Genomic DNA, 18,762 nt, shown 5'->3' with positions numbered 1-18,762 from the left:
GGGCACCTCGATTTTTGACCTTTTCCGGTCGCGGGTCGCGGGCTCGGCGGCTTGAAATGGGCGTGATGCCACCCGTCAGTGCCCTTGTGCGCTACGGGGTCTTTGATGCTTTGCCTGTCGCGCGCGGCGTTTCGTGCCGCACGACTTGATTTCCGCGCCCCTGGGTTAGCCCGGGCACGGGTTCAGGCGGCTCAGCTGGCCGAGGCGGCGCATGTTGTAAGCGAGGTTCTTCATCCCGATCTTCGCCTTCGCCCGCACCATGCCGATCGTGCGCACCAGCGTGCCGCCCATGTCATTGGTCTGCGCGCCGAAGACATGCTCGACCCGGGCACGCACCGAGGATTTGGTCCGGTTGCTGCTTTTGGCCTGCTCGGTCAGCGGCTTGCCGCGCTTGCCCTTGCGGTGGATGTGGCTCTTCAGCTTCATGCCGCGCAGCTTGGCTTCCATCTCCTCGGACCGATAGGCCGGATCGGCCCAGACCCCCGCGCCGGTATTGCCCCGCGTCAGCAGGTGGTCCACCGCTTGGCTGTCATGCAGGGCGGCATCGCTGACATGGTAACGTCTTACCAGCTTGTGCTTCCTGTCCATGCTCACATGGTTCTTGTAGCCATAGTGGGATTTACCGTGCTTCTTGGTCCAGCGGGCATCAACGTCCTTCTGTGACCGCTTGGCCGGTTTGTCGGACCAGCCCTCGGGCACCTCACCGCTCTTGATCGCCTTGTTTTCCTCGCGCGTGTTGTGGTTCTTCGGCACCGGGACGATGGAGGCATCCAGGATCTGCCCTCCCCGCGCGATGTAACCCCGGCGCGCCAGATAGCCGTCGAACTGCTTGAACAGCGCCTCCACCAGGCCCGCCTGCGCCAGCGCTTCGCGATAAAGCCACACCGTCTTGGCATCGGGCACCCGGTCCTCAAGCCCTAGGCCGAGGAACCGCATGAATGACAAACGGTCGCGCACCTGATACTCGATCTGGTCGTCGGACAGGTTGTAGAGCGCGCCCAGGACCAGTGTCTTGAACATCAGAACGGCGTCCATCGGCTTGCGCCCGGCGCGCGACTTCCGCTCCGCATCTGGCTTGCGCCAAACCCGCTCCAGCGTCGGGCGGAACTCCTCCCACGGCACAACGGCGTCAATCTCGACCAAGGGGTCCTTCTTGGCATCCAGGCTCGCATAGCGGTCCGAAAGATCGAAGAAACCCATCTGTGCCATCGTTACGCCCAAGCAGCCGATCACCCCCCGTTCATACCGCAGCAACTCGGGCCGGGCAATTTTTCGAGGTGCCCTTATGTCTATGACGAGGCGACCGGCGAATGGCGCCCGGCTTCGGAAATCGCGGCCGAGGTGGCGGCTGGCGCCGTAGTGCGCGACGCGGCGGGCAACCCGCTGGCCGATGGCGACCAGGTGGTGCTGGTCAAGGATCTGAAGGTCAAGGGCGCGGGCCAGACGCTGAAGCAGGGGACCGTGATCCGGTCGATCCGCCTGACCGACAACCCCGAAGAGCTCGACTGCCGCCACGACACGATCAAGGGGCTGGTGCTGCGGACCGAGTTCGTGCGCAAACGCTGAACGTCCCGCGCGGCTTGGACTTGCACCGCCTTCGCGGCGGATGATAGACGGAACGTCAACTTGGACAGGCCCGGCCGCGTGCCGACACGAAAGGCAAGACCCGCATGGCGATGGAGAAAACCAGCTTCGACAAGGGCGACCTTCTGGCCTGCGCGCGCGGGGAACTGTTCGGCCCCGGCAATGCGCAACTGCCCGAGCCGCCCATGCTGATGATGGACCGCATCACCGACATTTCCGAGGATCGCGGCGACCATGGCAAGGGCCATGTGGTCGCGGAATTCGACATCACCCCGGACCTGTGGTTCTTCGCCTGCCATTTCCCCGGCAATCCGATCATGCCGGGCTGCCTGGGCCTGGACGGGCTGTGGCAGTTGACCGGCTTCAACCTGGGCTGGCGGGGCTGGCAGGGGCGCGGCTATGCCCTGGGCGTGGGCGAGGTCAAGCTGACCGGCATGGTCCGCCCCGACCGCAAGCTTCTGCGCTATCACGTCGATTTCACGAAGGCCGTGCAGACACGGCGCCTGACCATGGGTGTGGCCGATGGCCGCGTCGAGGCGGATGGAGAGACCATCTATCAGGTCAGGGACATGAAGGTCGCGCTGTCATCCAGTTGATGGCGGCCATCTAACCAGAAGGAGGAAGGCCCCATGCGACGCGTCGTCATCACCGGCCTTGGCATCGTCTCGCCCATCGGCAACAACGCCGAGGAGGTGACCGAAAGCCTGAAACAGGGCCGTTCGGGCATCGTCTTCGCCCCCGAATATGCCGAACACGGATTCCGCAGCCAGGTCCACGGCATGCCGCAGATCGTGCTGGAGGATCACATCGACAAGCGCAACCTGCGCTTCATGGGTCCTGGCGCGGCCTACAACTTCATCGCCATGGAACAGGCGATCAAGGATTCGGGGCTTGAGGACGGCGACGTGTCGAACCCGCGCACCGGCCTGATCATGGGATCGGGCGGGCCGTCGACCAGCAACTTCTTCGAGGCGCACCAGACCGTCATCCAGAAGGGCAGCCCCAAGCGCATGGGGCCGTTCATGGTGACGCGCTGCATGTCCTCGACCAATTCGGCCTGCCTGGCGACGCCCTTCAAGATCAAGGGCGTGAACTACTCCATCACCTCGGCCTGTTCGACATCGGCGCATTGCATCGGCAATGGCGTGGAACAGATTCAGATGGGCAAGCAGGACATCGTCTTTGCCGGCGGCGGCGAGGAACTGGACTGGACGCTGTCCTGCCTGTTCGACGCGATGGGCGCCATGTCGTCGAAATACAACGACACGCCGCAGACGGCGTCGCGCCCCTATGACGCGACGCGCGACGGCTTCGTGATCGCAGGCGGCGGCGGCGTGGTCGTGCTGGAGGAACTGGAACACGCCCTGGCGCGCGGCGCCAAGATTTACGCCGAAGTGACCGGCTATGGCGCGACCAGCGACGGCTATGACATGGTCGCCCCGTCCGGCGAGGGCGGCGAGCGGTCGATGCGGCTGGCCCTGGCGACCCTGCCCGAGGGGCGGTCGGTCAGCTATATCAACGCGCACGGCACCTCGACCCCGGTGGGCGACATCGGCGAGGTCAAGGCGATCCGCCGCATCTGGGGCGAGGGCAACACGCCGCCGATCAGTTCCACCAAATCGCTTACCGGGCATTCCCTGGGCGCAACGGGTGTGCACGAGGCGATCTACAGCCTGCTGATGTTGCAAAATGACTTCATTGCAGCATCTGCAAATGTGACTACTCTGGACCCGGAGATCCAGCCGGGCGAGATTGCGACAAGCCGGGTGGACGATGCGGGACTGGATTCCGTGCTGTCGAACAGCTTCGGCTTCGGGGGCACCAATGCCACCCTGCTGATGTCGCGATACAAAGAATAAGAACGAGGTCATTGATGGGCGATCTTCTGAAGGGCAAGCGCGGGCTTGTGATGGGGGTCGCGAACGACCATTCCATCGCCTGGGGCATCGCGAAGGCGGTGGCCGCCCAGGGGGCCGAGCTTGCGTTTTCCTATCAGGGCGAGGCGTTCGGCAAGCGTGTGCAGCCGCTGGCCGCGCAGTTGGGGTCGGACTTCCTGCTGGACGTGGACGTAACCGACGACGCGTCGCTGGATGCGGCCTTCGCGGCCATCACCGAACGTTGGGGCAAGCTGGATTTTCTGATCCACGCCATCGCCTTTTCCAACAAGAACGAACTGACCGGCCGGTTCATGAATACCAGCCGGGCGAACTTCAAGCACAGCCTTGAAATTTCCTGCTATTCCCTCATCGAGGTGGCGCGGCGCGCACATCCTCTGATGGCTGAAGGCGGGTCGCTGATCACCCTGACCTATGGCGGATCGAATCGGGTGACGCCGTTCTACAACGTCATGGGCGTGGCCAAGGCGGCGCTGGAATCGACGGTGCGTTACCTGGCGAACGACCTGGGCCCGGACGGGATCCGCGTGAACGCGATCAGCCCCGGCCCGATGAAGACCCTGGCCGGCGCGGCCATCGGCGGAGCGCGCAAGACCTTCCGCCATACCGAGGCCAATGCCCCCCTGCGCCGGAACGCCACGCTGGAGGCGATCGGCGGCACCGCCGTCTGGCTGCTGTCGGACTGGGCCGCCTGCACGACCGGAGAGGTCGTGCTGGTCGATGGCGGCTATCATGTGCTGGGAATGCCGCAGAGCGAGAATTTGTGAGGTCGCGCCGGGGGCGCTTCGCCCCCCGGACCCCCAGAGGATATTTGGGCACAGAAGATGGGCATGGTCTTTACGGCAGGTGACGGGGCGCGGCTGGCCTATTCCGATGAGGGCGAGGGACTGCCGGTCCTGTGCCTGTCGGGGTTGACGCGGAACATGGGCGATTTCGACTATGTCGCGCCGCATTTGTCGGGGGTGCGGCTGATCCGCATGGATTATCGCGGGCGCGGACAGTCGGATTTCACCGGCGCCGCCACCTATACCGTCCCGCAAGAAGGCAAGGACGCCCTGGCGCTGCTGGACCACCTGGGGATCGAGCGGGCGGCGGTGCTGGGCACCTCGCGCGGCGGGCTGATCGGGATGCTGCTGGCTGCCGTGGCGCATGACCGGCTGCTGGGGCTGTGCCTGAACGATGTGGGGCCCGTGATCGAGCAGGCGGGGCTGGAGCGGATCTTCGATTATGTGGGGCGCAACCCGTCGGCGCGGACGCATCAGGCGCTTGCGGAACGGCTGCCTGCGGCGATGCCGGGCTTTGCAGATGTTCCCGACGGCCGCTGGCTGGAGGATGCGCGGCGGCATTACGAGGAAACGCCGGACGGGCTGCGGATCCGCTATGACCCCGCCCTGCGCGAGGCCTTCCTGGCGGCGTTCGAAGGGGAAGCCCCCGACCTGTGGCCGCTGTGGGACGCGACGGCGGGCCTGCCCGTGGCGCTGATCCGGGGGGCCAATTCGGACCTGCTGTCGGCCGAGGTCGCCGCCGAAATGCTGGGCCGCCGCACCGACACGATCTTCGCCGAAGTGCCGGGCCGCGCCCATGTCCCCTGGCTGGACGAGCCGGAATCGCTGGCCGCCATCGACGCCTGGCTGGACCGCTGCGGGCGCTAGAAGCGCATTCCGACGCTGAAGCTGGCGCCCTCGGTTCCGATGCCGAAATCGGCGGCGCCGAAGGTGAAGCCGATCAGCGCGCCGGTCAGGGCCTGTTGCATCGTGTGTTCGCCCGCATGAACCCGGCTGGCCGCCGTCAGTCCCGCCGCGCCGTAAAGCCCGATCCCTGCCGCGCGGTCGTCGGGGAAGCACTTGCCCGCCAAGTCGGCCGCGCCGAAGGCAGCCGACGCGGAATGTCCCGACGGAAAGCCCCGCCCCTGTCCGTTCGGACGGACCGAGATCGGTGTGCCGTCCAGCCAGGTCTTCAGGCCCAGGACCACCACCGCTTGCAAGGCGCCCCGGATCGCGAAATCCTCCAGCCGATCGTCGCGGGCGGCGCAGACGGCGGCGGCCAGGGGCAGGCCGTATTTCATCGCGGTGCCGAAATCCTCGAACGGGTCGGCGGCGGCGGGTTGGGCCAGGGACGCCGCAAGTGCCGCAGCGTGCAGGATCTTCAACGCTGCATGCCCTCGACATATTCCATCAGCGCCACAAGCCGCACGGGCGTGGGCGTCAGCACGCCATCGCCCGCGTCATAGGGGATGGTCGGCCCGTCCAGCAGGTCGCCGAATTCTGGCATCGGCGATTCGCTGCGCCCCGGCGTGAAGCCGTAGATATGGCCCATCACCTGAAGGCGCGGGAAGACGCCGCCGTTATCAGCGGCCACGCGGGTCAGATCGACCGGATGCGGCACCATCCCCTCGGCCGCAGGGCCGTCACCATGCCCTGCGGGGCCGTGACAATCCACACACAGCGCATTGAAATCGTTACGCGCCTGGGCCTGGTCGTTCGGGGTGGGCGCGCAGGCGGCGATCACGCCCGCCATCGCCAGTCCGGTCAGGGCCGCCCCATATATCGCCTTCATCGCTGCCTCTCTGGTTGCTTTCGGGAAGTTTGCCCCGGCGGGATGGCTCAGGCAACCGCGTTCAGGCCGATCACCCGGTCCATGCGGGCGGCCAGGGCGTGGTTATGAGTAGCGATCAACGCCGACAGCCCGGTGTCGCGGACCAAGGCCATCAGCATGTCGAACACCCGGTCCGAGGTTTCGGGATCCAGGTTGCCGGTCGGCTCGTCCGCCAGCAGCAGACTGGGCGCATTGGCAAGTGCCCGGCAGAAGGCCACGCGTTGCTGTTCGCCGCCCGACAGTTGCGCGGGGCGGTGATCGGCGCGATGCGACAGGCCGACCCGGCCCAACAGATCGGCGGCACGGGCGGCGGCGTCGCGTTGGGAAACGCCGTTTGCCAGTTGCGGCAGGACGATGTTTTCCGCCGCGCTGAATTCGGGCAGCAGGTGGTGGAACTGATAGACGAAGCCCAGCTCGCGCCGCCGCGCCTCGGTCCGGGGCTTGTCCGGCAGGCCGGTCATGTCGCGCCCGTTCAGGATCACTCGGCCCGCATCGGGCGTGTCCAGCAGCCCGGCGATATGCAGCAGCGTCGATTTCCCTGCCCCGGACGGCGCGACAAGCGCCACGACCTCGCCCCGTGCAACGGTCAGGTCCAGGCCGCGCAGTACCTCGACCGGGGCGGGGCCGGTCTTGCCATAGGTCTTGCCGACCGCTTCCAAGCGCAACACGTCATTCATAGCGCAGCGCCTCGACCGGGTTCATGCGCGCGGCACGGCGCGCGGGGAAAATGGTGACGACGAAGGACAGGAACAGCGACAGGGCGACCGCGCGGAAGATGTCCCAGGCACGCAACTCGGCGGGCAGGCGATAGATGCCGCGCACCTCGGGCTGCCAGGCGCCGCCGCCGGTCAGGGCGTTCAGCGCCGCCATAATGCTGTCCACGTTCAGCGCCAGAAGCACGCCCAGGATCACCCCGGCGATGGTGCCAATCACCCCGGTGAAGGCCCCGCAGAGGAAGAAGACGCGCAGCACCGCACCCTCGGTCAGGCCCATGGTGCGCAAAATGCCGATGTCGCGGCCCTTGTTCTTGACCAGCATGATCAACCCGCTGGTGATGTTCATCGACGCGATCAGCACCAGCACCGACAGGATCACGAACATCACGTCATCCTCCATGTCCAGGGCCGCCAGGAAGCTGCCGGAACTGTCGCGCCAGTTCCAGACCTGCGCCCCCTCGCCCGCCGCAGCCAGCAGCGGCAGGGTCCAGTCGTCCACCTTCTCGGGATCCGTGACGAAGACCTCGATCTCGTCCGCCACGCCCTCGCGATTGAAATAGGACTGCGCCTCGGCCATCGGCATGTAGATGCGGGTGCGGTCAATGTCGTATCGCCCGGCGCTGAAGATATAGGTCACCTCGTATGCCTTCACGCGCGGCGTGGTGCCGATGGCGGTGCGCGCGCCCTCGGGGGCGATCAGGCGGATTTTGTCGCCCAAGCCGACCGCCAGCTCCCGCGCGATGCCCGAGCCGATGGCGATACCCCGGTCGAAATCCTCAAGACTGCCAACCGATGTCGCCGCATCCGCGATGCGCGGCATTTCCTTGAGATCATCAAGGGATATACCAAAAACCTCAGCCACGTTCGAACTGTCATTGGCGGTCGCCATGACCTGCCCGCGCACCACCGGCGCGGTGCGGATGACGCCGGGAACCTGCGCCAGCGCCGCGGCCATCGCATCGTAATCGGCGATCCGGCCCGGCACCACATAGACATCCTCGGTGAACTCGTTGCTGATCCGCTGCGGCGCCATGTAGACGGTGGTATGGGCGTTCGCCCCCAGGATCGTGTCCACGAATTCGGCCCGGAAACCCGCCCGCACGGCCAGCGTGGCGATCAGCGCCATCACCCCCAGGGCGATACCGATCAGGCTGATCCAGGTCATCACGCTGACCCCGCCCTCGGCCCGGCGGGCGCGCAGGTATCGCCAGGCGATGGTGAATTCGTAACGCGAGAACGGTCGGGGTGTGGCCATTGGGACGCCTTGATTTTGCGCCCGGAACCTGACCGGGCCCCCTCGAAAGATCAAGCCGACAAAGGCGTGAGGGCTTCTTCTTTGCCCAAATACCCAACTTGCGACGGCAACCCCCAGATGCCACATACCCGTCATGGCAAAATCCACCACCGCGTTCACCTGCACCGCCTGCGGCGCATCCCACAAAAAATGGGCCGGGCGCTGCGACGCCTGCGGCGCCTGGAACACCATCGTCGAAGAGGCGCCGCTGTCCCAGGGACCAGGCCGGGGCCTCGGCGCCCACAAGGGCCGGGCCGTCCCCCTGTCCAGCCTGCAAACGACCGAGGCCCCGCCCCCGCGCCATCTGGCCGGAATGGACGAACTGGATCGGGTTCTGGGCGGGGGGCTTGTCCCCGGCAGCGCGGTTCTGGTCGGCGGCGACCCGGGCATCGGCAAATCCACGCTGCTGTTGCAAGGCGCGGCGGCCTTTGCCCGGCGCGGGCTGCAAGCGGTCTATATCAGCGGCGAGGAAGCCAGCGCCCAGGTCCGCATGCGCGCGCAGCGCCTTGGCCTTGCCGATGCGCCGGTCCGGCTGGGATCCGAGACCAACCTGCGCGACATCCTCACCACGCTGGACAACGAACGCCCCGACCTGGCGATCATCGATTCCGTCCAGACGCTGTGGTCCGATCAGGTCGAGGCCGCGCCGGGCAGCGTGGCCCAGGTCCGCGCCGCCGCGCATGAGCTGGTGACCTTCGCCAAGCGCAAGGGCGTGGCGATCTTCCTGGTCGGCCACGTCACCAAGGAGGGCCAGATCGCGGGGCCGCGAGTCGTCGAACACATGGTCGATACCGTGATCTATTTCGAGGGCGAGCGCGGCCATCAGTTCCGCATCCTGCGATCGGTCAAGAACCGCTTCGGCCCGGCGGATGAGATCGGCGTCTTCGAGATGACCGGCAGCGGTCTGGCCGAGGTCGCCAATCCCTCGGCCCTGTTTCTGTCCGAACGCGGCCAGCCGGTCCCCGGCAGCGCCGTCTTTGCCGGGATCGAGGGCACCCGACCCGTCCTGACCGAGGTTCAGGCCCTGGTCGCCCCCTCGACGCTGGCAAGCCCCCGCCGCACGGTGGTAGGCCTCGACAACGGCCGGGTCAGCACCATTCTGGCCGTGCTGGAGGCGCGCTGCGGCATCCCCTTCGCAGGACTGGACGTATTCCTGAACGTCGCGGGGGGGATGCGGGTCAACGAACCGGCAGCCGACCTTGCCATCGCGGGGGCGCTTTTGTCGGCGCGCGAGGACAGCGCCCTGCCGCCCGATGCGGTGCTGTTCGGCGAAATCAGCCTTTCCGGCGCGCTGCGTCCCGTCGCGCAAGCGGAAAACAGGTTGAAAGAGGCGCAGAAACTTGGTTTTTCACAGGCGATTTTACCCGACAGCCAGAAGGTCGAGGGTGCGGGCGGCATGGGCACAAGGCGCATCGCCGACCTGACGGGATTTGTGGGCGAGGTCTTCGGCGCCGGCTGAAGTGCCTGAAATGAAAGCATAACCGGCGCAGGGGCAGGTTCAATGGACGGTTTCACGATCATCGACGCGGTGGTGGCTGCGGTCATCATCCTCTCGGCCATCCTGGCCTGGTCGCGCGGCTTCGTGCGCGAATCGCTGGCGATCCTGGGCTGGATCGGCGCGGCCATCCTGGCCTTCATCTTCGCCGCCGCCATGCGGCCATTGATCGCGCAGCTGCCGGTGCTGGACCGTTTCCTGGGCGACAGCTGCGAACTGGCCACCATCGCCGGATTCGCGGTGGTCTTCGCCTTGGCCCTGGTGGTCTTTTCCATCATCACGCCGCTGTTCTCGTCCGTGGTGCAGCGTTCGGCGCTTGGCGGGGTGGACCAGGGCATGGGCTTCCTGTTCGGCGTGGCGCGCGGCATCCTGCTGGTCGCCATCGCCTTCATCGTCTATGACCGCGTGATGACAAGCCAGCAGGTCGCGGTCGTGGAAAACAGCCGGTCCGCGCAGGTCTTCGAACGGATGCGCGGCCAGTTGGACAGCCAGGTTCCCGACGACGCGCCGGGCTGGATCGTCAGCCGCTACGAGCAGATGGTGGCGGGCTGCACGGCCGCGGCCACGCCTTCGGCCCAGGAAACCCCGCCTGCCGCGAACTGATGCACGACCTGCATGACTGCCCTGCGCGTGACGCTTCGATGACGAAAATCCGCCCCTGCCGCACCGTGGGGGCGTGACTTTGGGACGCACCCGCACTACATAGCGCGGGACAGCCCAAAGCCATTCAGGATGCCGCGATGAAACCCTTCCTGGCCCATCCGTTCGATTCGGACCGCCTGCATGAGGAATGCGGCATTTTCGGGGCCATCGGCGTCGCCGATGCCTCGAACTTCGTGGCCCTGGGGCTGCACGCCTTGCAGCATCGCGGGCAGGAAGCGGGCGGCATCGTCGCCCATGATCCCGAAAGCGGCTTCAACAGCGCCCATCGCTTCGGCTATGTCCGCGACAACTTCACCAAGGCCGAGGTGATGGCGACCCTGCCGGGGCCGCTGGCCATCGGCCATGTGCGCTATTCCACCGCCGGGACCAAGGCCGCGACCGCGATCCGCGACGTGCAGCCCTTCTTCGGCGAATTCCATATGGGCGGCTGCGCCATCGCCCATAACGGCAACATCACCAATGCCGCCGCCCTGCGCCGCGAGCTGATCGAGCGCGGCTCGATCTTCCAGTCCTCGTCGGACAGCGAATGCATCATCCACCTCATGGCGCGGTCGATCCAGCGCAACATCCCCGAGCGGATGAAGGACGCGCTGCGACGGATCGAGGGGGCGTTTTCCGTCATCGCCATGACCCGGACCAAGCTGATCGGCGTGCGCGACCCGCTGGGGGTGCGCCCGCTGGTGCTGGGCAAGGTCGGCGACGACGGCTTCGTGCTGGCGTCCGAAACCTGCGCGCTGGACATCATCGGCGCCGAGTTCATCCGCGAGATCGAGCCGGGCGAGATGGTGGTGATTTCTCGCGGAGAGGTCGAATCGTCGCGTCCCTTCGGCCCGTCCAAGGGCCGGTTCTGCATCTTCGAACACGTCTATTTCTCGCGCCCCGATTCGATCATCGGCGGGCGCTCGGTCTATGAGACCCGCCGCCAGATCGGAGTGGAACTGGCCCGCGAGGCGCCGATCGAGGCGGATCTGGTCTGCCCGGTCCCCGACAGCGGCACCCCGGCGGCCATCGGTTTCGCCCAGGAATCGGGCATTCCCTATGGAATGGGGATCATCCGCAACCAGTATATGGGCCGCACCTTCATCGAACCGACCGAGCAGATTCGCAACATGGGCGTGCGGCTGAAACTGAACGTGAATCGGTCGCTGATCGCGGGCAAGCGCGTGGTGCTGGTGGACGATTCCGTGGTGCGCGGCACCACCAGCCGCAAGATCAAGGACATGATCCTCGACGCGGGCGCGGCCGAGGTGCATTTCCGCATCGCCTCGCCCCCGACCGCCTGGCCCTGTTTCTATGGCGTGGATACGCCCGACCGCGACAAGCTGCTGGCCGCGAACATGACGCCCGAGGAGATGCGCGACTGGATCGGCGTCAATTCGCTGGCCTTCGTGTCGCTGGATGGTCTTTATCGCGCCGTGGGGGAGGCGCAGGGCCGCAACAACGCCTGCCCGCAATATTGCGACGCCTGTTTTTCCGGCGACTATCCGGTGGCGCCCTTCGATCAACTGGAGCGCGGGTTCCGCATGAAGGCGGGGTCGGAAACCGCGATGAACGAGGCGGCGGAGTAACGGGGGNGTCCCCCGCGCCCCCTGTGGGATATTTAGGCACAGAAGATGATCAGCGGACGATCCGTTCCAGCGGGTCGTACCAGGCGGCGTGGTTCCCCCAGACCGCGCGGGCCAGGGTTTCGGGCTTGTGGCGCAGGCTGCGAAGGTCGGCGCGGCTGGCCCACACGATGCGGTTCACCACGCCCTCTGGGTCGTTCAGGGTTACGTCGGCGGTCGTCAGTTTCGCGCGGAAGATCAGGTCGATCTGGTGGAAGCCGCTGGCGGGATCGTGGAACTCATTCACCAGGATCGGCGCGCCGACGGTGATCGTCAGGCCGGTTTCCTCGGCCACTTCGCGGATCAGGTTTTCAGGCAGGGACTGGCCGGGTTCGACCCCGCCGCCGGGCAGGCACCACAGGTCGGATCTTTGCCCCGCATAGGCGTTGACCATCAGCAGCCGGTCGTCGCGCAGGATCGCGGCGCGGACGGCCAGCCGGGGCGGTTTCACCGGATGATCCGGTTGACATGCCCCATCTTGCGCCCCGGACGCGGCGCACCCTTGCCATACAGGTGAACCTGCACGTCCGGCGTCTTCAGCAGGTCGGGCACGCGGTCCAGATCGTCGCCGATCAGGTTCTCCATCACCACATCGGCATAGCGGCGGCCATCGCCCAGCGGCAGTCCGGCCACGGCGCGGATATGCTGTTCGAACTGGTCCACCGCGCAGCCCGCCTGCGTCCAGTGGCCGGAATTGTGGACGCGGGGCGCAATCTCGTTCACGATCAGGCCTTGCGGGGTCACGAACAGCTCGACCCCCATCACGCCGACATAATCCAGCGCATTGGCGATGCGCGCGGCGATCAGAACGGCGTCGGTCGTGACCTTTCCGGGCAGCCCGCAAGGCACGGTGGTGGTGCGCAGGATGCCTTCGCGATGGACGTTGAGGCCGGGATCGAAGGCCGCGACCTGGCCGTCGGCGCCGCGGGCGATGATGACGCTGATCTCGGCGCTGAAGGTGACGAAGCCTTCCAGGACCGAGGGCGCGCCGGTCCAGTCCGCCGGGTCTTCGCCGATGCGGACCTGGCCCTTGCCGTCATAGCCCATGCGGCGGGTCTTGAGGATCGAGGGGCGGCCGATCCGGGTGATGGCGGGTTCAAGATCGGCCTGTTCCGGCACGTCGGCGAAGGGGGCGGTCGCCAGCCCGATCTCGTTCAAAAAGGTCTTTTCGGTCAGCCGGTCCTGCGACACCGCCAAGGCACGGCGGTTGGGGCGGATCGGGCGCAGGCTTTCCAGCAGGTCCAGCGCCGAGGTCGGCACGTTCTCGAACTCATAGGTGATCACGTCCACGCTGTCGGCAAAGGCGCGCAGGGCCTCGGCGTCCTCATAGGGGGCGTTCGTCACCCGCCAGGCCACCTCGCCCGCAGGCGCGGCGCCGGGCTCATAGATATGGCAGCGCAGGCCCAGGCGGCTGGCCGCGACTGACAGCATCCGGCCCAGTTGGCCGCCGCCCAGGATGCCGATTGTTTTGACATCACTCATCGCGCGGCTCCTGAGGAATGGAATCGGACAGGGCCTGGCGCCAGGCGTCCAGGCGTTCGGCCAGCGCAGGGTCCGAGATCGCCAGGATCCCCGCCGCCATCAGTCCGGCATTGGCCGCCCCCGCCGCGCCGATGGCCATCGTGGCGACCGGATAGCCCTTGGGCATCTGCAAAATCGAATAGAGCGAATCGACACCCGACAGCGCCTTGGTCTGCACGGGCACGCCGATCACCGGGACGCGGGTCTTCGACGCCATCATTCCCGGCAGATGCGCCGCGCCCCCTGCCCCGGCGATGATCACCCGCAGCCCGCGCGACACCGCCGTCTTGCCGTAATCCCACAGCCGGTCGGGGGTGCGATGCGCGCTGACGATCCGGGCTTCGTAACCGATCCCCAGTTCTTCCAGGATCGCCGCGGCTTCGCGCATGGTCGGCCAGTCCGACTGGCTGCCCATGATGATGCCCACAGGTTTGTCCATCCTTGTCCCCCGCATCTGCCCGCCTGCCATAGCGCGGGGGGCGCGTCGCCGCAATCAGGCGATGATGTCGGGGGTGATCTCATCCTCGAGCCGGGCGATCTGGTCCTTGAGCACCAGCTTCTGCTTCTTCAGCCGTTGCAGCGCCAGCGAGGATGTCAGTTGCTGGGCCGACAGGGCGGCGATCGCCTCGTCCAGGTCGCGATGTTCGCAGCGCAGCGCCGCCAGCTTGGCGCGGGCGATTTCGTCATGGGACATTTCATGGTGCATGTTCATCTGGCTTGCCCGGCTGGACGCGAAGGATCTTCGCATCGACTATAATCGTTAGCACGGCGCATGTTAACAAGATGCTTCGTGACGCGCGAATGCGGCTTGAATATTTTCAAGACCTCACGAAAATGAGAGCGGTCATAGGGGGTGCGACGATGGTTCCGACGCCGAAAGCGGCCTTGATGCTGGCCATTGTCCTGGCGGGCGCCCCGGCGATGGCGCAGATGGATGAAGAGCAGCTTTGCGTCAATCAATGCATGTTCCATCACGGACCCGCTTCCAGCCCCGCCTATGCGGCCTGCGTCGCCCGGCAATGCAGCGGCGGCGGGTCCGAGGCGCCCGCCCAGGATCGCGCCGTGGCGCCGCGTTGGACCACCCACAGCGCCGGCGGCGCCCATTCCGCCGCGATCGACCTGGGCGACCGTTCACTGAACTTTATCTGCCAGCGCGGCGGCAAGGCGCTGATCGGCGTGGCGGGACTGGGCGGGTCGGCCCAGGGCACGCGGATCAGCGTGGACGGCCGGGCCTATTCCCAGGCCTTCATCGCGCAGAACGGCATCCTTTATACCACGGCGGATTCGGGATCGCCGCTGCTGCGGGCGCTGATGTCGGGCAGCGGGGTCGAGGTCGCATCGGCAGGCCGGCGCGCGGGCTTTCCGCTGACCGGATCGCGCGCGGCCATCGCCCAGGCCGCTGCCGCCTGCGGAATCCGGCCCTGACCGCCCCTTGCACGGCCCCTGGCCCGCCCACATATTGAACCCAGGCGGATTGCCGCAAACGGGGTCCGCGCCACAGTCGCTTGATGGGCAAAGGGCTGACATGACGAAGATTTCACTGGGGGCGCATCCCTATCTTCTTGGCTTCGATCAGATCGAACGCTTGGCCGAACGGGCCGCCAAGGGGGCCGAGGGCTATCCGCCTTACAACATCGAACATATCGCGCCCGATGGGTTTCGGATCACGCTGGCCGTCGCCGGTTTCGCCGAGCCGGACCTGTCCGTCACGACCGAGGACCGGCAGCTTGTCATCCGCGGCCGGATGGCGGAACCGGACGGGGACCGCGTGTTCCTGCACCGGGGCATCGCCGCCCGCGCCTTTCAGCGCAGCTTCGTTCTGGCCGACGGGGTCGAGGTCGAGGCCGCGAGCATCGAAAACGGACTGCTGCATGTTGATCTGAAGCGCGTGCAGCCCAGGCAGATCGTCCAGACCATTCCGATCAGCCGCAAGTAAAGGGGATCATCATGGATACCAAATTCGATTTCGGCGGCAGCGACGCCGCGAAGACCGTCTATATCCGGCAGGTCGAGACCAGCACCCTGCCCATCGAGGTCCGCAAGCAGCTTGAGGGCATCGACAGCCTCTATGCCGTCCACGACGCGGACGGCGAACGGCTGGCCCTGGTCAAGGAACGTTCGCTGGCCTTCCTGCTGGCGCGCCAGAACGAACTGACGCCGGTCAGCGTCCACTGACATTCGGCGGGGCGGACGCGCGCCCTGCCCCCCAAGACCGGGCGGGCTGTGCCGTCACGGGGCCTTGTCCGGCCCGACCATCTTCACCCCGATCCGGTCCTGATGTGGGCGATAGCTGTCTCGCGCGGCGGTGTCGAACAGCATCAGATGCGTGGCGCCGTGATTGCGCGCGACCATCCCCTGCCACAGCGCGACATGGGGACCACCGGGCAGGGCCACCGGCAGCGGTGCCAGGATCGCGCCGTCCGGGACATCGGCCACCACACCCGGCAGCGGCTGGATCAGCAGGGCAGCGTCCAGTTCCCGCGCCCGCCGGGCGGCAGCAGCGACCTGATCGGGCCGGTCCGGCTGGACCGCCAGAACCCGGTGGGCACCCCTGTCGCGGAACAGCGCACGCAGGGCGTTGGGCGGACCTTGTCCCAAGCGTCGCAATCCCTTGACCTTGCCGCCCAGCAGCACCGGATCGCCCCAGGCGTCGGTTACCGACATCACCGCCGCCACCCCGTCCTCGTCGCACAGGGCGATGTCGTCGCCGGGCTGGACCCGCGCCGCGAAATCCTGCGTCACCCGCAAGGCCAGCGGCACCGGCCAACCCGCCTGCGGAAGGGCGGCGTCATGGTCTGCCTGGGTCAGGTAGCCGCGCAGCGGGGCGAAGCCGCCGTTCATCAGCAGTGCCAGGTCGCCCGCCTGCCGCCCCTCCAGCTTCCAGGCGGGCAGCTTGCCCGCCTCGGCCAGCAGGGCGGCGGCGGCGTCGGGCGAGACGTAAAGCTCTCGGACGGGGGAAAGGTGGGGATGGGTCATGGTCCCGGCAATACCGCAGGCGGCGGCATTTGTCATCCGCGCCCGATGGGTGTAGGGATCTGACCGTTAACGCCAACACGAAGGGGGCCGCATGTCCGCTATCCGCGCCGTGATCTTCGACATGGACGGCTGCCTGGTCGACAGCGAGCCGATGTCGCTGCAAACCCTGGCCGACCTGATGGCGGCCGAAGGGCTGGACACAACCATCGACGAGTTGCGGCGCAAGTTCCTGGGCGTGTCGATCCAGTCCATCGTCAGCCACATCGCCGAGTCCCTGGACCGCGACGACCTGCCCCATTTCGCCCAGGATTTCGAAGCCCGGCTGCTGGCGCGCTATCCCGCCGAATTGCGGGTGATCCCCGGCATTCCGGCGCTGCTGGACGATCTGGCGGCGCGCGGCGTCGCGGTGGCCATCGCCACCGGCAGTTCGATCCACCGGCTGGGCGTGACCTTGCAGGTGGCGGGGCTGGCCGATCGGTTCGGCGACCGCATCTTCAGCGCCGATCAGGTCAAGCGCGGCAAGCCCGCCCCCGACCTGTTCCTGCTGGCGTCTGACCGGCTGGGCGTCCCGCGCGAGGCCTGCGCGGTGATGGAGGATTCGCCCCACGGCATCGTCGGCGCCCGCGCTGCCGGAATGCGCGCCGTGGGCTTTACCGGCGGCAGCCACCTGGCCGGGATGCAGGCCGATCACGCGCGCCGTCTGACGGATGCCGGGGCCACCGTGGTGCTGCCGGACATGGACGGGATGCTGGACGCGCTTCTGGATCGGCAGCCGACGGACCGATGAACGCATTCCAAGGGGAGGAAGCATGAGTTTTCTGGGGATCGATCTTGGCACATCCGGGCTGCGGGCGCTGCTGGTGGACAGCGGCGGCAGGCCCATCGGCTCGACCGAGCGGCATTATCCCGTCAGCCATCCCCATTCCGGCTGGTCCGAACAGGAACCCGGCGACTGGATCGCCGCGCTTGAGGGCGCGGTTGCCGAGCTGCGCGACCGCCATCCCGAATTCGCCGCCCTGCGCGGCATCGGCGTGGCGGGCCACATGCACGGCGCGACGCTGCTGGATGCCGACGACCGGGTGATCCGCCCCTGCATCCTGTGGAACGACACCCGCAGCCATGCCGAGGCCGCCGCCTTGGACGCGACCCCTGGCGTCCGCGATCTGTCGGGCAACATCGTCTTTCCGGGCTTCACCGCGCCCAAGCTGGAATGGGTGCGGGCGCATGAACCCGACCATTACGCCCGCATTGCCCGCGTCCTGCTGCCAGCGGCTTTCCTGAACCTGTATCTGACGGGCGATCACGTCACCGACATGTCGGATGCGGCGGGCACGTCCTGGCTGGATACCGGCGCGCGCGACTGGTCCGACGCGCTGCTGGCGGCGGGCCGCATGCGCCGCGACCAGATGCCGCGCCTGGTCGAGGGGTCCGACGCCGCCGGTCAGTTGCGCGCGGATCTGGCGCGGTCCTGGGGGCTGCCGCATCTCGTGATCGTCGCGGGCGGCGCGGGCGACAATGCGGCCGCCGCCTGCGGGATCGGCGCCATGGCCGAGGGCCAGGGCTTCGTGTCGCTGGGAACCTCGGGCGTGTTGGTGGCGGCGCGCGACGGCTATCACCCCGCGCCCGAAACGGCGCTGCACACCTTCTGCCATGCGGTGCCGGGGACGTGGTACCAGATGGGGGTGATGTTATCGGCGACCGACAGCCTCAACTGGCTGTCGCGGATCACCGGGGCGCGGCCCGCCGACCTGACGGCGGACCTGGGCCACGCGCTGCAACCGCCGGGCACGGTGCGGTTCCTGCCCTATCTATCGGGCGAGCGGACGCCCCATAACGACGCGGTCATTCGCGGCGCCTTCACCGGCCTGGGGTCGGGCACGACGCGCGACGACATGGTCCGCGCCGTGCTGGAGGGTGTGGCCTTCGGGCTGCGCGACAGCAACCAGGCGCTGAAGGCCACGGGCGCGCGGCTGGACCGGATGATGGCGATCGGCGGCGGGGCGCGGTCGCGGTACTGGCTGCGGGCCATCGCCACGACGCTGGACGTGACGCTGAACCTGCCTGCGGACGGCGAATTCGGCGCGGCCCTGGGCGCGGCGCGGCTGGGCATGGTCGCGGCGGGCGCGGGCAGCCCGGCCGATGTGATGACCGCCCCCGATGTGGTCGAGGAGATCGCCCCCGACGCCACGCTGCGCGACCGCTTCGAGGCGGGATACGAGGCGTTCCGCGCCGCCTATCCGGCGATCCGGGCGGTGCAGTAAGGCCCGCGAATTGCCCGCCCTGCCGGCGCCAGACCTAACCATATCAGCAGACTGGCCGGTCTGTCGTTGATCACGGGCGGCAGCGGCGTTGTATCATACCTCACGTTTTGAGGTGAGTTCCCTTCGCCCCGCCCAACCTCAAACCAGACCGGCGGAGC

23 protein-coding genes are annotated in these 18,762 nt (G+C 67.3%); 13 read left to right on the top strand and 10 right to left on the bottom strand.

The genetic code is table 11. The features are described from left to right. Positions 1-165 precede the first annotated feature (165 nt). The gene (locus ACTJI6_RS18750; protein ID WP_085502601.1) at positions 166-1,209 is read right to left on the bottom strand and encodes an IS5 family transposase; all 1,044 of its coding nucleotides are present in this window, start codon (positions 1,207-1,209) and stop codon (positions 166-168) included. A gap of 33 nt (positions 1,210-1,242) precedes the next feature. Between ACTJI6_RS18750 and ACTJI6_RS18745 the strand changes: the two genes are divergently transcribed. The 5 genes from ACTJI6_RS18745 (at position 1,243) to ACTJI6_RS18725 (ending at position 5,131) form a co-directional block, all read left to right on the top strand. Beyond that, entirely contained in the window at positions 1,243-1,566 is a 324-nt protein-coding gene (locus ACTJI6_RS18745; protein ID WP_440802846.1) for an alkylphosphonate utilization protein, read from the top strand. 104 nt (positions 1,567-1,670) lie between these two features. After that, positions 1,671-2,180 carry a bifunctional 3-hydroxydecanoyl-ACP dehydratase/trans-2-decenoyl-ACP isomerase gene (gene fabA, locus ACTJI6_RS18740; protein ID WP_126155242.1) on the top strand — a complete coding sequence of 170 codons (510 nt, stop codon included), beginning with the start codon at positions 1,671-1,673 and terminating at the stop codon, positions 2,178-2,180. A 33-nt stretch (positions 2,181-2,213) separates the two neighbouring features. Beyond that, positions 2,214-3,443, top strand: a complete 1,230-nt coding sequence (gene fabB / locus ACTJI6_RS18735; protein WP_126155241.1) for a beta-ketoacyl-ACP synthase I — start codon at positions 2,214-2,216, stop codon at positions 3,441-3,443. Positions 3,444-3,457: 14 nt separating this feature from the next. Beyond that, entirely contained in the window at positions 3,458-4,246 is a 789-nt protein-coding gene (locus tag ACTJI6_RS18730; protein WP_126155240.1) for an enoyl-ACP reductase FabI, read from the top strand. Between the two features lie 57 nt (positions 4,247-4,303). After that, on the top strand, positions 4,304-5,131 hold the full coding sequence (locus tag ACTJI6_RS18725) for an alpha/beta fold hydrolase (RefSeq protein WP_440802843.1): 828 nt from the start codon (positions 4,304-4,306) through the stop codon (positions 5,129-5,131). On the opposite strand, the gene ACTJI6_RS18720 is transcribed toward ACTJI6_RS18725, so the two are convergent. Genes ACTJI6_RS18720 through ACTJI6_RS18705 form a run of 4 tightly spaced genes read right to left on the bottom strand, consistent with a single transcriptional unit; the run spans position 5,128 to position 8,045 of the window. Beyond that, on the bottom strand, positions 5,128-5,628 hold the full coding sequence (locus tag ACTJI6_RS18720; RefSeq protein ID WP_440802842.1) for a phosphatase PAP2 family protein: 501 nt from the start codon (positions 5,626-5,628) through the stop codon (positions 5,128-5,130). The genes ACTJI6_RS18725 and ACTJI6_RS18720 overlap by 4 nt on opposite strands. Next, complete coding sequence (locus ACTJI6_RS18715) at positions 5,625-6,035, bottom strand: c-type cytochrome (protein ID WP_440802841.1); 411 nt, start codon at positions 6,033-6,035, stop codon at positions 5,625-5,627. Before ACTJI6_RS18715 ends, ACTJI6_RS18720 begins: the two co-directional genes overlap by 4 nt. A gap of 47 nt (positions 6,036-6,082) precedes the next feature. After that, on the bottom strand, positions 6,083-6,751 hold the full coding sequence (locus ACTJI6_RS18710; RefSeq protein ID WP_440802839.1) for an ABC transporter ATP-binding protein: 669 nt from the start codon (positions 6,749-6,751) through the stop codon (positions 6,083-6,085). Continuing rightward, positions 6,744-8,045, bottom strand: a complete 1,302-nt coding sequence (locus tag ACTJI6_RS18705; protein ID WP_440802837.1) for a lipoprotein-releasing ABC transporter permease subunit — start codon at positions 8,043-8,045, stop codon at positions 6,744-6,746. Before ACTJI6_RS18705 ends, ACTJI6_RS18710 begins: the two co-directional genes overlap by 8 nt. Positions 8,046-8,178: 133 nt before the next feature. Here ACTJI6_RS18705 and radA point away from each other — a divergent pair, with 133 nt between their 5' ends. The 3 genes from radA (at position 8,179) to purF (ending at position 11,810) form a co-directional block, all read left to right on the top strand. After that, complete coding sequence (gene radA, locus ACTJI6_RS18700) at positions 8,179-9,543, top strand: DNA repair protein RadA (protein WP_440802836.1); 1,365 nt, start codon at positions 8,179-8,181, stop codon at positions 9,541-9,543. A 42-nt stretch (positions 9,544-9,585) separates the two neighbouring features. Next, positions 9,586-10,182, top strand: coding sequence for a CvpA family protein (locus ACTJI6_RS18695; protein WP_126155235.1), 597 nt, complete (start codon positions 9,586-9,588; stop codon positions 10,180-10,182). A 137-nt stretch (positions 10,183-10,319) separates the two neighbouring features. After that, positions 10,320-11,810, top strand: a complete 1,491-nt coding sequence (gene purF / locus ACTJI6_RS18690) for an amidophosphoribosyltransferase (RefSeq protein ID WP_126155234.1) — start codon at positions 10,320-10,322, stop codon at positions 11,808-11,810. A 49-nt stretch (positions 11,811-11,859) separates the two neighbouring features. Here the strand turns inward: purF and ACTJI6_RS18685 are convergent, their stop codons facing one another. From ACTJI6_RS18685 to ACTJI6_RS18670, 4 genes are read right to left on the bottom strand one after another with little or no spacing between them, the layout of a single operon-like run. Beyond that, positions 11,860-12,297 carry an NUDIX domain-containing protein gene (locus ACTJI6_RS18685; protein ID WP_440802832.1) on the bottom strand — a complete coding sequence of 146 codons (438 nt, stop codon included), beginning with the start codon at positions 12,295-12,297 and terminating at the stop codon, positions 11,860-11,862. Continuing rightward, a complete protein-coding gene (locus ACTJI6_RS18680) occupies positions 12,294-13,328 on the bottom strand; it encodes a 5-(carboxyamino)imidazole ribonucleotide synthase (protein WP_440802830.1) in 1,035 nt (344 codons plus the stop codon). The genes ACTJI6_RS18685 and ACTJI6_RS18680 overlap by 4 nt, the downstream gene beginning before the upstream one ends. Beyond that, positions 13,321-13,806 (bottom strand): 5-(carboxyamino)imidazole ribonucleotide mutase, encoded by a 486-nt coding sequence (purE, locus tag ACTJI6_RS18675; protein ID WP_440802828.1) that lies wholly within the window; start codon positions 13,804-13,806, stop codon positions 13,321-13,323. The genes ACTJI6_RS18680 and purE overlap by 8 nt, the downstream gene beginning before the upstream one ends. Positions 13,807-13,860: 54 nt before the next feature. Beyond that, positions 13,861-14,079: a YdcH family protein gene (locus tag ACTJI6_RS18670; RefSeq protein WP_126155230.1), complete on the bottom strand. Its 219-nt coding sequence runs from the start codon at positions 14,077-14,079 to the stop codon at positions 13,861-13,863. Positions 14,080-14,255: 176 nt separating this feature from the next. Here ACTJI6_RS18670 and ACTJI6_RS18665 point away from each other — a divergent pair, with 176 nt between their 5' ends. The 3 genes from ACTJI6_RS18665 to ACTJI6_RS18655 all read left to right on the top strand — a co-directional run bounded on the left by ACTJI6_RS18665 (position 14,256) and on the right by ACTJI6_RS18655 (position 15,542). Further along, positions 14,256-14,792 carry a hypothetical protein gene (locus ACTJI6_RS18665; RefSeq protein ID WP_440802825.1) on the top strand — a complete coding sequence of 179 codons (537 nt, stop codon included), beginning with the start codon at positions 14,256-14,258 and terminating at the stop codon, positions 14,790-14,792. 100 nt (positions 14,793-14,892) lie between these two features. Continuing rightward, complete coding sequence (locus ACTJI6_RS18660; RefSeq protein ID WP_126155228.1) at positions 14,893-15,303, top strand: Hsp20 family protein; 411 nt, start codon at positions 14,893-14,895, stop codon at positions 15,301-15,303. Positions 15,304-15,314: 11 nt separating this feature from the next. Further along, on the top strand, positions 15,315-15,542 hold the full coding sequence (locus ACTJI6_RS18655) for a DUF1150 family protein (protein ID WP_126155227.1): 228 nt from the start codon (positions 15,315-15,317) through the stop codon (positions 15,540-15,542). A 54-nt stretch (positions 15,543-15,596) separates the two neighbouring features. On the opposite strand, the gene ACTJI6_RS18650 is transcribed toward ACTJI6_RS18655, so the two are convergent. After that, positions 15,597-16,343 (bottom strand): transcription antiterminator BlgG, encoded by a 747-nt coding sequence (locus ACTJI6_RS18650; protein ID WP_440802821.1) that lies wholly within the window; start codon positions 16,341-16,343, stop codon positions 15,597-15,599. A 91-nt stretch (positions 16,344-16,434) separates the two neighbouring features. Here ACTJI6_RS18650 and ACTJI6_RS18645 point away from each other — a divergent pair, with 91 nt between their 5' ends. Beyond that, positions 16,435-17,130, top strand: a complete 696-nt coding sequence (locus ACTJI6_RS18645) for an HAD family hydrolase (protein WP_440802820.1) — start codon at positions 16,435-16,437, stop codon at positions 17,128-17,130. A gap of 22 nt (positions 17,131-17,152) precedes the next feature. After that, on the top strand, positions 17,153-18,604 hold the full coding sequence (xylB, locus tag ACTJI6_RS18640) for a xylulokinase (RefSeq protein WP_440802817.1): 1,452 nt from the start codon (positions 17,153-17,155) through the stop codon (positions 18,602-18,604). The last annotated feature ends 158 nt before the right edge of the window (positions 18,605-18,762 follow it).

Origin of the sequence: Paracoccus sp. 22332 (assembly GCF_052045125.1) — a bacterium.
Lineage (GTDB): Bacteria > Pseudomonadota > Alphaproteobacteria > Rhodobacterales > Rhodobacteraceae > Paracoccus > Paracoccus haematequi_A.
The sequence above is the reverse complement of the archived record's forward strand: the minus strand, read 5'-3'. Positions and strand labels throughout refer to the sequence as shown.